This is a genomic window from Corynebacterium sp. HMSC08F01 (assembly GCF_001807545.1).
Taxonomy (GTDB): Bacteria; Actinomycetota; Actinomycetes; order Mycobacteriales; family Mycobacteriaceae; genus Corynebacterium; species Corynebacterium coyleae.
In genome coordinates this window covers 1-13,363 of the sequence record NZ_KV789303.1, presented here as the reverse complement: position 1 = coordinate 13,363, position 13,363 = coordinate 1, and the positions used below count along the sequence as shown (strand labels likewise).

Genomic DNA, 13,363 nt, shown 5'->3' with positions numbered 1-13,363 from the left:
GGCTATGCCCGGCAGCCTGCTTGTCTCTATCTCGTCCATCTTCGACGCCACCTTGGACGACGTGACAAGCATGGTGCGCGACCTGGATAAGGAACGCGTGCCGGTGTCGCTGCTTGTGGCGCCGCATATCGACGCCACCTGGCACCTGGCCAAAGACACCACCACCAGGGGTTGGCTTGCAGAGCAGCGCGATGATCGCGCGCTGCTGCTCAACGGGTTCGACCAGGCGGTACAGGGCAGGCGCAGTGAGTTTGCCACCCTCGGTGCCCACGAAGCACGGCTGCGCTTAAAGGGGGCGACCCGTCAGATGGCTGCGCTGGGCTTTGACCTGGACATGTTTGCCCCGCCGCGTTGGCGCATGTCCGAGGGCACGCTTGAGGTGATGGGGGAGTTCGGGTTTGTGGTCGCGGCGTCGACGAAGGGGATCTACCGGCTGGCTCGCGGAGAGTTTGCTCAGGCCCGCAACCTGTCGGTGGGTGAGGGCTACGGTGCGGCGAAGTGGTGGCGCCGAAACGTGATCAAGGCCGCCGGGCGCGGCGCGGAGAAAGGCAACACGATCCGCCTGTCCGTGTCCGGGCGTGAGTTGGGGCAGAAGAAGGTGCGCCGCGACTTCCTCGCTGCGGCGGCTGAGGCCATCGAGGCTGGCGCAAAACCTGCCGACTACCGCGCCTTCAGGTAGGCGACCACCCGGCACAGAAGGTAGATGCCGAAGGAGATAAACGCCACGAACACGCTCACCGGCACACCAGGGGCGAGCGAGAGCACCATGCCGCCGATCGCGGAAACCTCGGCGAACAGGATTGACAGCCATACCGCTCGTACCGGGTTGGCGGTGACTTGGGCGGCGGCCGCGCCGGGTGTGATCAGCATCGACATGACCAGCAGTGCGCCGACGATCTGTACCGACTGTGCGGAGGCGATGCCGACCAGCACCGCGAACACCAGCGCCATCGTGCGTACCGGGACACCGCACGCGGCTGCCATCACCGGATCCGCGGAGGCGAACAGCAACGGGCGCCACAACACGACAACCGCGACGGCGACCAGCACCGTGGTTGCCGCCAACAGCATCACGTTCTGGGCGGACACGCCCACGATCTGGCCGGTCAGAAGTGCCAGCGCACGGTTGGAGTTGCCGGGGTAGAGGTGGATAAACAGCACGGATAGGGCCATGCCGAAACTCATCGCCACGCCCACGGCGGAATCTTGCTGGCCTTTCAGCCCCAGCGCAGCGAGTACCAGCGCCGCCACGATCGCACCCGCGACCGCGCCGAATCCGACGTTGAGGCCGAACAGTAGCGCGGCGGATGCGCCCATGAGTGCTAGCTCAGAGGTGGCGTGGACCGAAAACGACATCTGGCGCAGCACGATCAGTGGTGCCATCACGCCGGACAGGATGCCCAGAAACGCACACGCGATGAGCGTGGTCTGGACGAAGTCCTGGCCAAGCAGGTACGAGGTATCGGCGATAAACGTGCTCACAGGACCACCATCCGTCCGTCGACTTCCACAACGTCTACTCGTGTGCCGTAGAGCTCGCTAAGCACCTCCGAGCGCATCACCTCGGCCACGGGCCCGATGACGTGGCCCTCAGGTCCGATGTAGAGCACTCGGTCCACCACGTCGAGCACCGGGTTGATGGAGTGCGTCACGCACACTACGGCAGCTGGGTGCTCTGCCAGTCGCGTGACGGTGTCGCGTGCGCGGGCGGGGTCGAGGGAGAGCAGGGGTTCGTCGGCAAGCACAAGCTCCGGATCCTGCGCGAAGGCTTGTGCTTGGCGGATGAGCTGTTGCTGCCCACCGGAGAGGATGCCGACGCGGCGGTCGGCGAACGATTGCGCGCCGACGGAGGCAAGCTGCGACTCGACGTCTTCTGGTTTTGTACGTTTCCCCATTGCAAGTTTGACCAGGTCACGCCCGCGAACGGGGAGGTCTTTGGGGAACATGTGTTGCTGCGGGATAAACCCGATGCGGCCGTGCACTTCCGCCGAGCCGTGCGTGAGGCGGCGGGTTCCCATGAACGTGCCCAACAGGGTGGATTTGCCCACCCCATTGGGGCCGAGCACCGCGATGAATTCGCTGCGTTCAATGGTCAGGTCGAGGCCCGACCACAACGGGTCGACGGCGGCGCCGCGTAGCTCAGCAATCAAATGTGTATGTCCTGACTAATGGTGGTGGAAGCTCGGCTCGGCGTTGTTGGCGATCTCCACGATTTGGTCCACGATCTTCTCAAAGTAGTCGAGGAAGCTCTCGCCTGCCGGGGAAGTTTCCCGAATCTCAACAATGGGGACATTTTTCATCTGCGCGACAGCGGCCAACCGTTCGGTGGCGCTGTTGGTGCTCTGTGGGTTGACGAAAAGCATGTCAATGTCGCCCTGTTTGATCTGGTTCAAAAACGCCGACACCGCAGCCGCAGACGGCTCCTGGTGGTTCAGGCTGGCCTTGACGTACTCCTCCGGGGTGATGTCGTGCAGTTCAGTGCCCCATACAAGCCCGGCGGCGATCGGCTCGGTCATGCCGATGTGCACGTGCGGCACGGAAGCGAGCTTCTCCTCGATTGCAGCAATTCGCGTATCGACGACCCCAGCATCCCCACCGGTACGCTGCGCCACCGCATCGGCTACCTCGCGGACCTTTGACGGTGCGAACCAGGCGTGCTCCAACTCGTCGAGGGACTCCGGCAGGTGATCGCTGTGGGCGTGCTCGTGATCGTGCTCTGCGTGGTCGAGCAGCGGAATGGCGTGCACGATGCGGTCCTGCTCCGCGACGGTGTACAAGGCCGCGTCGTAGGCGCCACCATTAGCGACGACCGTCGCCGCCTCCTTGATACGAGACAGGTCCTTGGCGGACGGCTCGAAGTGGTGAGGGTCTACAGCGTCGCCGGTGATGATCGCATCCACGTCCTCCCCGGTCACGGCGGCGGCAACATCTGCCCACACCCCGGTGGTGGCGATGATGCCGGAACCTTCGGCCGCGTCTTCGGACTCCGTAGAGCATGCGGTCAGCGCGGTGCCTGCAAGAGTGACTGCAGCCAGCGTGGCAAGGGTCTTGGCCTGAAAACGATTTTGCATACGCGGTATTCAATCACTATTGGAAACTGTTTTCAATCTGTTTCGGACGAAGAACCAGTGCTGCGAGCAGTGCCATCAACAACACCGCGCCCACAATCCACCCGGCGCGGAGGTACGACAACGACTGTGAGCTGGTGGCGTCGAAACCCACCTTCACCGGATTGTGATCGGAGGACCGGAATGGGGTCCCGGGCTCGTCGATGAGCGGTTCGTCGCTGTTGATCGCCCACACCAGGGAATCTTTCACGAGGTCCATCGCGGCATCGTTGGCCAGCACATGGTCGAGCGAGCCTACCTTGTTGTCGTACTGATACGACGGGCGTTCCTGCGGGATCGTGGCGTAGCCGGCGTCGTTGAGCACGGCGATCGCGTCTTCTTGGGAGTAGGCGTTGAAGTCGCCGATGAGGAACGTGGGTAGGCCGTGCCAGTCGTCTTGCATGTCGAGGTGTTCCAGCAGCGTCCGCGACATGTCTGCGCGGAGTCGGGCGTTGTTGCCTTGGCCGTCGGCGGTGGCGTCGTCATTACGCGAGACTGTGCCCTTGGACTTGAAGTGGTTCACCACCGCAACAATGTGGTCACCGCCGGCGGCAGGCGCGAACTCCTGGGCGAGCGGCTGGCGGGCGATGCCGGTGAACGTGGAGTCATCGAAAATGCGCGACTGCCCAACCGGGCGCACCTTCGCCGGCTGGTAAATAAACGCCACGCGGATCGCGTCTTCGCGAGTGCCAAGCTCGCTTGGCGACGACACCACCGCCCACCGATCCTCCCCGCCGCAGCATTGAGCGCATCGACCAAGTGCTGCAGCGTCTCGTCGCGCCGGGCGGCATCGCCTGTGGTGCGGGCGGTGTTCTCCACCTCCGACAGGCCGAGGATCGCAGTATCGAGCTGGTTGATCGCGTTGACCAGCTTCGCCTCTTGCAGCGCGAGGGCCTGCGCATCGTGCGCGCCGCGGAACAGGTGGCAGTTCGTGCAGCCGTGCTCCGGGTCGATGTCGGGGAAGTGGGTGAAGTAATTCATCACGTTGAAAAACCCGATGGACAAATCCCCGCGTACCTTCGCTGGCGCATCGAGGATGCCTGCGCGGGAATCGTCCCAGGTGATCGGCAGATCTTCGGCGCGGGTTTGACCGGTGATTGGGCGCAGCGGCTGGAACGTCCAATCCCCGTTGTTGTAGCCCACCACCACATCTTGTTGGAAGGCCACGGTGTCGAATGTGCGGATGGACCTCGTGGGGGAAATGTACGGCAGTGGCATGTTGGGTTCTTTGGCGTAGTTGCGGGTGCGTCCGTCGTCGAGGTTGACGAACTCCGCCGCCTGCTGCGCGCTCATCCGCGCTACCTGGTGGGCGTCGGGGCGGATCTTTTCCGTGGGCCAAAAATGCGGCTCGGCGCCCGGTGCCAGACCCACGGTGCCGTACTGGCTGAGGTTGTCATTGCCGGTCACGGTGTAGGCGCCGGGCCTGACCAGCATGCCCTCGTAGGGCTCGCGGGCCGCGTCGCCCGCCGGGAGGGCATCGAGGGGGATGGGCGTTGGGGCGGGCAGGGCGTCGCTGAGACGCGAGATGCTGCTCGCCGAAATCTGGGTCTGGCCGTAGAACTCCTTCGCCGTGCCTTCCACTCGCACCGAATCGCCGTGGGCGGGGTAGTGGCCCTGCTTGCCCACGAACACGAAAATGCCGTCCGAGGCGTCACCGGGTTGTTTCGGCTGGCCGGAGCCGCCTGTTTGCATGAAGAAGCCGCGCTTGCCGCCCTCGTCGTAGACTGCCGTGGCTACGCCGGTGGTGATCACGGTCGCTGACTCATATGGAGTGGTCGCACCGGTGCCTTGGATCTCCGCGATGGTCAACACCCGCGGATCTGCTTGCGCGATGCCGGAATTGCGCGGAGTGGGGGCACCCGCGCGGAAATCGGCGGCGTTGTTGTCGGTATCCGCGCCATCGGTGACGCGCTGGATGGACAGTTGGTTCGTCGTCTTCTCGCCGGGCGCTCCCTCTGCAAGATGGGGTGGCGTGTCACCCCAAGCCACACGGTCTACCTCGCCGTCCGCGTTGCGCAGCACCGCAACCGCACTCGTGGCAGAAAAGTTAAACGCGGTCTCACGGTCCGGCGCCGGCAGATCGGCTCCCGTCTCGCCGGAAACCCCGCTGATCAGGTAATACCCACCCGCCGGCACCACCCCGAACAACTCAACCACCGTGCCGGAGTTGCCCTTGGCGGAAAACTGCTCCAGCTCCCAGCCGTCGATTGAAACGTCCTGACCGGTGGGGTTGAACAGTTCCACAAAGTCCGCGTTCAGTGGCGCCTGCGCATTGCTGCCGCCACCGTAGACCTCGTTGATCACCACCGCCTCAGCATGTGGCACAAGCGCGATGCTTAACGACGACACCAGCACCAACCACAGCAGACGAGCCCGAAACATTCCCTTAACGTAGCCGGTCATCCGATATTGCTGGACGCGTCTGTCCGTCCGATATACTCGCTGCCGTACCGCAAAGGTCGATCAACCTCCCGAAATGTGAAGGATTCTCATGGCACGAGTCGTCGTCAATGTCATGCCCAAGGCCGAAATTCTTGACCCCCAGGGTCAGGCGGTGCTGCGCGCACTGGGCCGCATCGGTGTCGAGGGGGTGAGCGACGTCCGCCAAGGCAAGCGATTCGAGATCGAGGTGGACGACTCCGTCACCGACGCCGAGCTGCAGCGCATGGCGGAAACCCTGCTGACTAACACTGTGATTGAAGACTTCGAGGTTGTGCGATGAGCGCAACTATCGGAGTCATTACTTTTCCCGGCACCCTCGACGACGTTGACGCGCTGCGCGCCGTCCGCCTCGCCGGTGCCGAGCCGAAGCAACTCTGGCACGCCGACAACGACCTGACTGGCGTCGACGCCGTTGTCGTCCCGGGCGGCTTCTCCTACGGCGACTACCTGCGCTCCGGCGCGATCGCCGCGCAGGCCCCGATGATGGGCGCTGTTGTGGAGGCCGCGAAGAAGGGCATGCCGGTCCTTGGCATCTGCAACGGCTTCCAGATCCTCACCGAAGCCGGCCTGCTGCCGGGCGCGCTGACCCGCAACCAGGGCCTGAACTTCCACTGCGTGGACACCTACCTTGAAGTAGCCAACAACGACACCGCATGGACCAGCCAGTTGGGCGAGCGCATCTACGTGCCCGCCAAGCACGGCGAAGGCCGCTTCCAGGCGTCCCCGGAAACCATCGAGGCGCTGGAGAAGGAAGGCCGCGTGGTCTTCCGCTACACCGACAACTTCAACGGCTCCATCAACGCAATCGCCGGCGTGACTAACGAAACCGGCCGCGTTGTGGGGCTCATGCCGCACCCGGAGCACGCGATTGAGACGCTCACCGGGCCGTCCACCGACGGGTTGGGCCTGTTCACTTCCGCCATCGACGCGATTTCGAAGATCGGAGCGTAAAAGACCATGACTGTGCACAACGACACTGTTGAAAACGCCGTCGACACCCCTGACCTTGAGCAGCCGTACGCGGAACTCGGGTTGCAGGATGACGAATACGCGAAGATCAAGGCAATCCTCGGCCGCCGCCCAACGGACGCGGAGCTCACGCTCTACTCCGTGATGTGGTCGGAGCACTGCTCCTACAAGTCCTCCAAGACGCACCTGCGTTACTTCGGTCAGACCATGACCGAGGAGATGGAAAAGAAGATCCTCGCCGGTATCGGTGAGAACGCTGGCGTGGTAGACATCGGAGACGGCGACGCCGTGACTTTCCGTGTGGAAAGCCACAACCACCCCTCCTTCGTCGAGCCGTACCAGGGTGCTGCCACCGGCATCGGCGGCATCGTCCGCGACATCATGGCCATGGGTGCCCGCCCGATCGCCGTGATGGACCAGCTCCGCTTCGGCCCGATCGACGCCGAGGACACCAAGCGCGTCCTTCCGGGCGTGGTCCACGGCATCGGCGGCTACGGCAACTGCCTGGGCCTGCCGAACATCGGCGGCGAGACCGTCTTCGACGCCGCATACGCCGGCAACCCACTGGTCAACGCACTGTGCGTGGGCACCCTCAAGGTGGAAGACCTCCACCTCGCGTTCGCATCCGGCACCGGCAACAAGGTCATCCTGTTTGGCTCCCGCACCGGTCTCGACGGCATCGGCGGCGTGTCCGTGCTGGGCTCCGCCACCTTCGAGGAAGGCGAAGAGCGCAAGCTCCCAGCAGTCCAGGTGGGCGACCCGTTCGCAGAGAAGGTGCTCATCGAGTGCTGCCTCGAGCTCTACGCCGCAGGTGTGGTCGAAGGCATTCAGGACCTCGGCGGCGGTGGCCTGTCGTGTGCCACCTCCGAGCTGGCTGCATCCGGCGACGGCGGCATGACCGTCAACCTGGACAACGTGCCGCTGCGCGCTGAGAACATGTCCGCAGCAGAGATCCTCGCCTCCGAGTCCCAGGAGCGCATGTGCGCCGTCGTGGCGCCGGAGGACGTGGATAAGTTCATGGAAATCTGCGCCAAGTGGGACGTGCTGGCCTCCGTCATCGGCGAGGTCACCTCCGACAAGGACCGCCTCCAGGTGTTCCACAACGGTGAACTCGTGGTGGACGCACCGCCGTCAACGATCGACGAAGGCCCGGTCTACGAGCGCCCGTACGCTCGTCCGGCGTGGCTGGATGAGGTGCAGGGCGGTGGTGTCGTCGATAAGCAGGCGGACATCAAGGATGCCTGGCTGAAGATGGTTGCCTCCCCGGCACTGTGCTCGCGTGACTTCATCACCGAGCAGTACGACCGCTACGTGCGCGGCAACACAGTGCAGGCCAAGTACGCCAATTCCGGTGTGCTGCGCATCAACGAAGAGACCAACCGCGGCGTTGCCGTCTCCGCCGACGCGTCGGGGCGCTACACCTACCTGGACCCGAATATGGGCGCACGCCTGGCGCTGGCAGAGGCCTACCGCAACGTCGCCGTCACCGGCGCCACCCCGTTTGCGGTAACCAACTGCCTGAACTTCGGCTCCCCGGAAAACCCGGACGTGATGTGGCAGTTCCGCGAAGCAGTCCACGGCCTGGCAGACGGCTCCGCCGAACTGGAAATCCCGGTCTCCGGCGGCAACGTCTCCTTCTACAACCAGACCGGCGAGACCCCGATCCTGCCGACCCCGGTTGTTGGTGTGCTCGGTGTCATCGAGGACGTTGCCCAGGCAATCCCGCACGCCCTGCCCGCGGACGACGAGGAGTACACCCTGGTGCTGCTCGGCGAGACCAAGGACGAGTTCGGCGGCTCCGTGTGGCAAGACATCTCCGGCGCTGGCCTGTCGGGCCTTCCGCCGCAGGTAGACCTTGCTAACGAGGAGCGCCTCGCACAGTTCCTCGGCGGCAACGCAGCCGGCGTAGCAGCAGCCCACGACCTGTCCGAGGGTGGCCTGTCCCAGGCTGTCTTCGAGCTGCTGCTCGGCTCCGACAAGGGCGCTGAGTTGAACCTCGAGGGCGTCCACGAGGACGCGTTTACCGCACTGTTCTCCGAGTCCGCATCCCGCGTGCTCGTAGCAGTCTCTCGTGACCGCGCAGAAGCAGCGGTCGAGCGTGCTACCGCAGCCGGCATCCCGGTCGCAGTGCTTGGCGACACGGCTCAGGACGGTGTCCTGCGCGTCGCCGGCGAAGAAATCTCCGTGCAGGAGCTTGCCGATGCATGGGCTGCGACCATGCCGTCGCACTTCGCAGCCGCAACCGCGCCGAACGCGGCCGTCTAGTCCGTCCGCTGCATAGCCGGTGCCTGTTCCACAATGGGCACCGGCTCATATTGTGCGCGCAGGTCTTTCAGCGTCTGCGTGTGATCCCAGAGGCGCTTGTCCTCTTCCGTAACCGGCGTGAACTTACGTGCCGGCAGCGGGGTGCCGTCGATATCCATGCCGATGTAGGTAAACGTCGCGTGGATCGCATCCTTCAAGTTGTCGCGGCCACCACGCGGGTCGCCCGCGCGCAGGTGCACTGAGGTGTGAATGGAACGCGCATCCGTACGGGTGATGCGCGCATCCACCTCAATCAGGTCGCCGATGTGCACCGGGTGGTAGAAGCGAATACCACCCGCGTAGACGGCGACGGTGCGCTCGCCAGACCACTCCATGGTGCAGGCCGTGCCGGCCTCATCGATCCATTCCATGGCGGTGCCACCGTGGACGTTGCCGCCCCAGTTCACATCGGTTGGTTTCGCCATAAAACGGTGCACGATGCGCTGCGCCGTGGAGTCGTCGGTGTATGTCTGCGACTCCATCTCCGCCTCAATGGCCTTGCGCAGGTCGATGCGCGACTTCGCGGCCTCGGCCACGCGGCGCTCCTCGGCGTTGGTCGGAACGAATGTCGGCACAGGCATGGACTTGCCAGTGTCCGGATCCTTTGCCACGAAAATGACCAGGCAGTCGCAGGCGCGGGTGAACACGCCCTCGCGCGGGTCGGCGGAAAGCACCTCGTTGACAATGTGCATCGAGGAACGGCCCGTCATGGCGATGCGCGAGCGCACCTCCACAATGTGGCCCGAAGGGATCGGGCGGGTGAAGTGAATGTGGCCCACATACGCGGTCACACAGTAGGTGGCGGACCACTGGGCGGCGCAGGCGTAGGCGGCCTTATCGATCCACTCCAGCACGCGACCACCGGAGACACCCTGTGCGCCGTAGTGGAGCACATCGGTGGGGGAGGCCATAAACCGCAGGGTGACGCGAGGGGAGCGTTCGGTAGCAACTACATGGGTTTTGGACATGCCGACACCTTAATATGGGTCCACATGGTGCAAAAGCAGGACCCGATACTGACACGCCAGGCCGTCGATGCGGTCAAAGCATGGATCGAGGGGGATGAGGAGTCGTCGAGAAGCGAGATTGCAAATGCTTGTCGACGAACCGCGCGCACCCTCGCCGAAGAACTCCCCGGCCACTCCGTGGAACTGCGCGTGCCCCCATTTGTGGCGGTGCAATGCGTCGAAGGCCCACGCCACACCCGCGGCACGCCGCCAAACGTGGTGGAGATGGATCCCCGCACATGGATGCGACTGGCCACCGGTTTAACCACCTTCGAGGAAGAACTCGCGCAAGGCAACGTGGATGCTTCCGGATCGCGCGCAGGCGAGATCGCGGCGGGTCTTCCAGTAATTGCCCTCCGCTGACATTCCTCGGATACAGTGTTTGTCGTGCATACGAAGAGCCCCACGGGGAAGACCAACTTCGAGAACAACGACGAACCACGCGACGAATGTGGCGTGTTCGGTGTCTGGGCACCGGGCGAGGACGTGTCCAAGCTGACCTATTTCGGCTTGTTCGCGCTGCAGCACCGCGGCCAGGAAGGCGCCGGCATTGCCGTAGGCGACAAGGACAACGTCGTGGTGTTTAAAGACACCGGCCTGGTCAGCCAGGTCTTTGACGAACCTGTCCTGGAGGCGTTGCAGGGCGATGTGGCGATCGGCCACACCCGCTACTCCACAGCTGGCGGGAACTCCTGGGAAAACGTCCAGCCGATGTTCCGCACCTCGCCCAATGGCACCGACATTGCGTTGGCGCACAACGGCAACCTGGTGAACTTCAAGGAACTCGAAGAAGAAGCGATCGAGCGCAAGCTCATCCCGGCGTCGGGCGTGGACGGACAGGGCTCGTCCTCAGACACCGCTGTGGTGTCTGCGTTGCTGGCGGATCTGGTCACTGAGGACAAGACGCTTCTCGACGCCGCACGGGAACTCCTCCCACGCGTCGAAGGCGCATTCTGCTTCATGGTCACCGACGGCCAGACCCTCTACGCCGCGCGCGACCCGCACGGCGTGCGCCCGCTGTCGCTGGGCCGCCTCGACGGCGGTTGGGTGATCGCCTCCGAGACGTGTGCGTTGGACATCGTCGGCGCCTCGTTCGTGCGCGATATCGAGCCGGGCGAGCTTGTGGCGATTGATAACGCGGGCGTCCACTCCGAACGCTTCGCCGAGACCCCGAAGGCGCACTGCGTGTTCGAGTACGTCTACGTCGCCCGCCCCGACTCCATCATCGACGGCCAGACCGTCAACCTGTCGCGCATCGAGATCGGCCGCCGTCTCGCCCGCGTCACCCCGGTGGACGGCGACCTGGTAATGCCGGTGCCCGAATCCGGCACCCCCGCCGCCATCGGCTACGCGGAAGAGTCCGGCATCCCGTTCAAGCAGGGCCTGATGAAGAACGCCTATGTCGGCCGCACCTTCATTCAGCCGTCGGACACCCTGCGTCAGCTGGGCCTGCGCCTGAAGCTGAACCCGGTGCGCGAAGTCATCGAGGGCAAAAAGCTCATCGTTGTCGACGACTCCATCGTGCGCGGCAACACCCAGCGCAAACTCATCCGCATGCTGCGCGAAGCCGGCGCCGCCGAGGTGCACGTGCGTATCGCGTCGCCGCCGGTGAAGTGGCCGTGCTTCTACGGCATCGATTTCGCAAGCCCCGGCGAACTCATCGCCAACCACGGCCGTACTGATTCCGATGAGGCGATCGCGGAGTCGATCCGCACCATGATCGGGGCGGACTCGCTCGCGTTCGTGCCTATCGACGACATGATCGCCTCCACGAACCAACACGAAGACAACCTTTGTGCCGCCTGCTTTACAGGCAACTACCCCCTGGGGCTGCCCGACGGTAACCCCAACGCCGACCTTGTCCGACGCATCCAGAAAGGTGCTGAAGCCTAATGACCACTGAGCAGACCCCAGTTTCCTACGAGGCCGCCGGCGTATCCATCGAGGCCGGCGATAAGGCCGTCGAACTGTTCGCCCCGCACGCCAAGCGCGCCACCCGTCCTGAGGTTCGTGGCAGCCTCGGCGGCTTTGCCGGCCTGTTCGCGCTGGGCAAGTACAAGGAGCCACTGCTGGCAGCAGGCTCTGACGGCGTGGGCACCAAGCTGGCCATTGCGCAGGCGATGGACAAGCACGACACCATCGGTATCGACCTCGTCGCAATGTGCGTAGACGACCTTGTCGTCTGTGGTGCCGAGCCGCTGTTCCTGCAGGACTACATCGCTATTGGCAAGGTCGTGCCGGAGAAGGTCGCCGAAATCGTCGGCGGCATCGCCGAGGGATGCGTCCAGGCAGGTTGTGCGCTGCTCGGTGGCGAGACCGCTGAACACCCCGGCGTGATGGAGCCGGACGACTACGACGTCTCCGCAACCGCAGTCGGTGTCGTTGAGGCCTCGGAACTGCTTGGTCCTGAAAAGGTCCGCGAGGGCGACATCATCATCGGTATGGCATCGTCTGGCCTGCACTCCAACGGCTACTCCCTGGCCCGCCACGTGCTTCTCGAGCGCGCCGGCCTGCCCCTGGACGCCGAGATGGAAGAGCTGGGCCGCACGCTCGGCGAGGAACTTCTCGAGCCAACCCGCATCTACGCACTCGACTGCCTAGAACTGGCCGCCGAGTGCGAGGTTCGCACGTTCTGCCACGTCACCGGCGGTGGCCTGGCAGGCAACATGGAACGCATCATTCCTGAGGGCCTTGTCGCAGAGATGCACCGCAACACCTGGACCCCAGGTCCGATCTTCCGCACCATCAAGTCCGTCGGCCAGGTCCCGGACGAGGAGATGGAGAAGACCTTCAACATGGGCGTCGGCATGACTGCCGTCGTTGCCGAGGAAGACCGCGATCGCGCCCTGGCCATCCTGGCCGCCCGTCACGTGGATGCGTGGGTGCTCGGCGAGGTCCGCGCCACCAGCGAAGGCGACGAGAAACGCGCCGTGCTGACAGGCTCCCACCCGCAGTACTAAACGCGATCGCTAGGCCTGTTTTCGGGCTGATACGAGGATTCGTTCTCGTATCAGCCCGTTTCTGCTTTTAGGGCGCGGTGTCTTTTGCTGGTCGTCTAGCTGGTCTCGTGATGTTGCTAGACGGTCTCGTTTCGACGGCTCCAAACCCCCAGGTGGTGTTGAGGGTCATTGTCACTATGGAGCTGATCGTCTGGTTGGCGTTTCGGGGAGCTAGACGATGGTCGTTGTGGCGGCGCAGACGGGCGTGAAACACCCTGTTTTCGTGTCTTGAGCGCTGTTGTTGCGTCTGTGCTCGTAAAACGGGGGTAATTTGCGGGGGTAGGGCGGTGGTGTGGATTGCTGAACAATCCGCACGTTACGACCATTTCAGGCCGTTTCCACGGTCGTTGAACAATCTTTCCGACCATTTCTAGGACGTTTTCGGGTGGTGTTCCGGCATTTCCGCAGGTCGCGATTCAAACAGGCGGGTGTTGGCTGAAAACACCCTTAAACCGCATACTATGCATGTATAAAGATTGTTCAACGAAGTGCACCCACGGCAAAACAGATCGTTCAACAACCCTTCGCGTCAGTG

Annotated in this window: 13 protein-coding genes; 7 read left to right on the top strand and 6 right to left on the bottom strand. The window is 63.9% G+C overall.

Translation table 11 applies throughout. From position 1 onward, the window contains the following. Nucleotides 1–4 precede the first annotated feature (4 nt). Nucleotides 5–679 carry a DUF2334 domain-containing protein gene (locus HMPREF3171_RS05055; protein WP_070483404.1) on the top strand — a complete coding sequence of 225 codons (675 nt, stop codon included), beginning with the start codon at nucleotides 5–7 and terminating at the stop codon, nucleotides 677–679. On the opposite strand, the gene HMPREF3171_RS05050 is transcribed toward HMPREF3171_RS05055, so the two are convergent. Genes HMPREF3171_RS05050 through HMPREF3171_RS05035 form a run of 5 tightly spaced genes read right to left on the bottom strand, consistent with a single transcriptional unit; the run spans nucleotide 661 to nucleotide 5,489 of the window. Further along, nucleotides 661–1,482: a metal ABC transporter permease gene (locus tag HMPREF3171_RS05050; protein WP_070483402.1), complete on the bottom strand. Its 822-nt coding sequence runs from the start codon at nucleotides 1,480–1,482 to the stop codon at nucleotides 661–663. The genes HMPREF3171_RS05055 and HMPREF3171_RS05050 overlap by 19 nt on opposite strands. Next, entirely contained in the window at nucleotides 1,479–2,150 is a 672-nt protein-coding gene (locus HMPREF3171_RS05045) for a metal ABC transporter ATP-binding protein (RefSeq protein ID WP_070483400.1), read from the bottom strand. Before HMPREF3171_RS05045 ends, HMPREF3171_RS05050 begins: the two co-directional genes overlap by 4 nt. 15 nt (nucleotides 2,151–2,165) lie before the next feature. Then, nucleotides 2,166–3,071, bottom strand: coding sequence for a metal ABC transporter solute-binding protein, Zn/Mn family (locus HMPREF3171_RS05040; RefSeq protein WP_083291972.1), 906 nt, complete (start codon nucleotides 3,069–3,071; stop codon nucleotides 2,166–2,168). A gap of 16 nt (nucleotides 3,072–3,087) precedes the next feature. After that, nucleotides 3,088–3,630 carry an endonuclease/exonuclease/phosphatase family protein gene (locus HMPREF3171_RS12335; protein WP_371327138.1) on the bottom strand — a complete coding sequence of 181 codons (543 nt, stop codon included), beginning with the start codon at nucleotides 3,628–3,630 and terminating at the stop codon, nucleotides 3,088–3,090. Then, the gene (locus tag HMPREF3171_RS05035; protein ID WP_246815329.1) at nucleotides 3,627–5,489 is read right to left on the bottom strand and encodes a lamin tail domain-containing protein; all 1,863 of its coding nucleotides are present in this window, start codon (nucleotides 5,487–5,489) and stop codon (nucleotides 3,627–3,629) included. Before HMPREF3171_RS05035 ends, HMPREF3171_RS12335 begins: the two co-directional genes overlap by 4 nt. Nucleotides 5,490–5,598: 109 nt before the next feature. Here HMPREF3171_RS05035 and purS point away from each other — a divergent pair, with 109 nt between their 5' ends. Genes purS through purL form a run of 3 tightly spaced genes read left to right on the top strand, consistent with a single transcriptional unit; the run spans nucleotide 5,599 to nucleotide 8,783 of the window. Beyond that, the gene (gene purS, locus HMPREF3171_RS05030; protein ID WP_070422519.1) at nucleotides 5,599–5,829 is read left to right on the top strand and encodes a phosphoribosylformylglycinamidine synthase subunit PurS; all 231 of its coding nucleotides are present in this window, start codon (nucleotides 5,599–5,601) and stop codon (nucleotides 5,827–5,829) included. Continuing rightward, nucleotides 5,826–6,500, top strand: coding sequence for a phosphoribosylformylglycinamidine synthase subunit PurQ (purQ, locus tag HMPREF3171_RS05025; protein WP_070422520.1), 675 nt, complete (start codon nucleotides 5,826–5,828; stop codon nucleotides 6,498–6,500). Before purS ends, purQ begins: the two co-directional genes overlap by 4 nt. A gap of 6 nt (nucleotides 6,501–6,506) precedes the next feature. Continuing rightward, the gene (gene purL / locus HMPREF3171_RS05020) at nucleotides 6,507–8,783 is read left to right on the top strand and encodes a phosphoribosylformylglycinamidine synthase subunit PurL (RefSeq protein WP_070483398.1); all 2,277 of its coding nucleotides are present in this window, start codon (nucleotides 6,507–6,509) and stop codon (nucleotides 8,781–8,783) included. On the opposite strand, the gene HMPREF3171_RS05015 is transcribed toward purL, so the two are convergent. Continuing rightward, nucleotides 8,780–9,790, bottom strand: coding sequence for an acyl-CoA thioesterase (locus HMPREF3171_RS05015; protein ID WP_070483396.1), 1,011 nt, complete (start codon nucleotides 9,788–9,790; stop codon nucleotides 8,780–8,782). The genes purL and HMPREF3171_RS05015 overlap by 4 nt on opposite strands. Before the next feature lie 24 nt (nucleotides 9,791–9,814). Between HMPREF3171_RS05015 and HMPREF3171_RS05010 the strand changes: the two genes are divergently transcribed. The 3 genes from HMPREF3171_RS05010 to purM are packed head-to-tail and all read left to right on the top strand — an operon-like array spanning nucleotide 9,815 to nucleotide 12,789. Then, entirely contained in the window at nucleotides 9,815–10,192 is a 378-nt protein-coding gene (locus HMPREF3171_RS05010; protein ID WP_070422523.1) for a sterol carrier family protein, read from the top strand. 15 nt (nucleotides 10,193–10,207) lie between these two features. Continuing rightward, on the top strand, nucleotides 10,208–11,722 hold the full coding sequence (gene purF / locus HMPREF3171_RS05005; RefSeq protein ID WP_070483393.1) for an amidophosphoribosyltransferase: 1,515 nt from the start codon (nucleotides 10,208–10,210) through the stop codon (nucleotides 11,720–11,722). Continuing rightward, nucleotides 11,722–12,789, top strand: coding sequence for a phosphoribosylformylglycinamidine cyclo-ligase (gene purM / locus HMPREF3171_RS05000; RefSeq protein ID WP_070483391.1), 1,068 nt, complete (start codon nucleotides 11,722–11,724; stop codon nucleotides 12,787–12,789). Before purF ends, purM begins: the two co-directional genes overlap by 1 nt. Nucleotides 12,790–13,363 lie beyond the last annotated feature (574 nt).

What these genes read in the sequence shown, in the direction of transcription:
- HMPREF3171_RS05055 (WP_070483404.1), top strand. Translation starts at nt 5, where the DNA reads ATGCCCGGCAGCCTGCTTGTCTCTATCTCGTCCATCTTCGACGCCACC.
- HMPREF3171_RS05040 (WP_083291972.1), bottom strand. Translation starts at nt 3,071, where the DNA reads ATGCAAAATCGTTTTCAGGCCAAGACCCTTGCCACGCTGGCTGCAGTC.
- HMPREF3171_RS05035 (WP_246815329.1), bottom strand. Translation starts at nt 5,489, where the DNA reads ATGTTTCGGGCTCGTCTGCTGTGGTTGGTGCTGGTGTCGTCGTTAAGC.
- purS (WP_070422519.1), top strand. Translation starts at nt 5,599, where the DNA reads ATGGCACGAGTCGTCGTCAATGTCATGCCCAAGGCCGAAATTCTTGAC.
- purQ (WP_070422520.1), top strand. Translation starts at nt 5,826, where the DNA reads ATGAGCGCAACTATCGGAGTCATTACTTTTCCCGGCACCCTCGACGAC.
- purL (WP_070483398.1), top strand. Translation starts at nt 6,507, where the DNA reads ATGACTGTGCACAACGACACTGTTGAAAACGCCGTCGACACCCCTGAC.
- HMPREF3171_RS05015 (WP_070483396.1), bottom strand. Translation starts at nt 9,790, where the DNA reads ATGTCCAAAACCCATGTAGTTGCTACCGAACGCTCCCCTCGCGTCACC.
- HMPREF3171_RS05010 (WP_070422523.1), top strand. Translation starts at nt 9,815, where the DNA reads ATGGTGCAAAAGCAGGACCCGATACTGACACGCCAGGCCGTCGATGCG.
- purM (WP_070483391.1), top strand. Translation starts at nt 11,722, where the DNA reads ATGACCACTGAGCAGACCCCAGTTTCCTACGAGGCCGCCGGCGTATCC.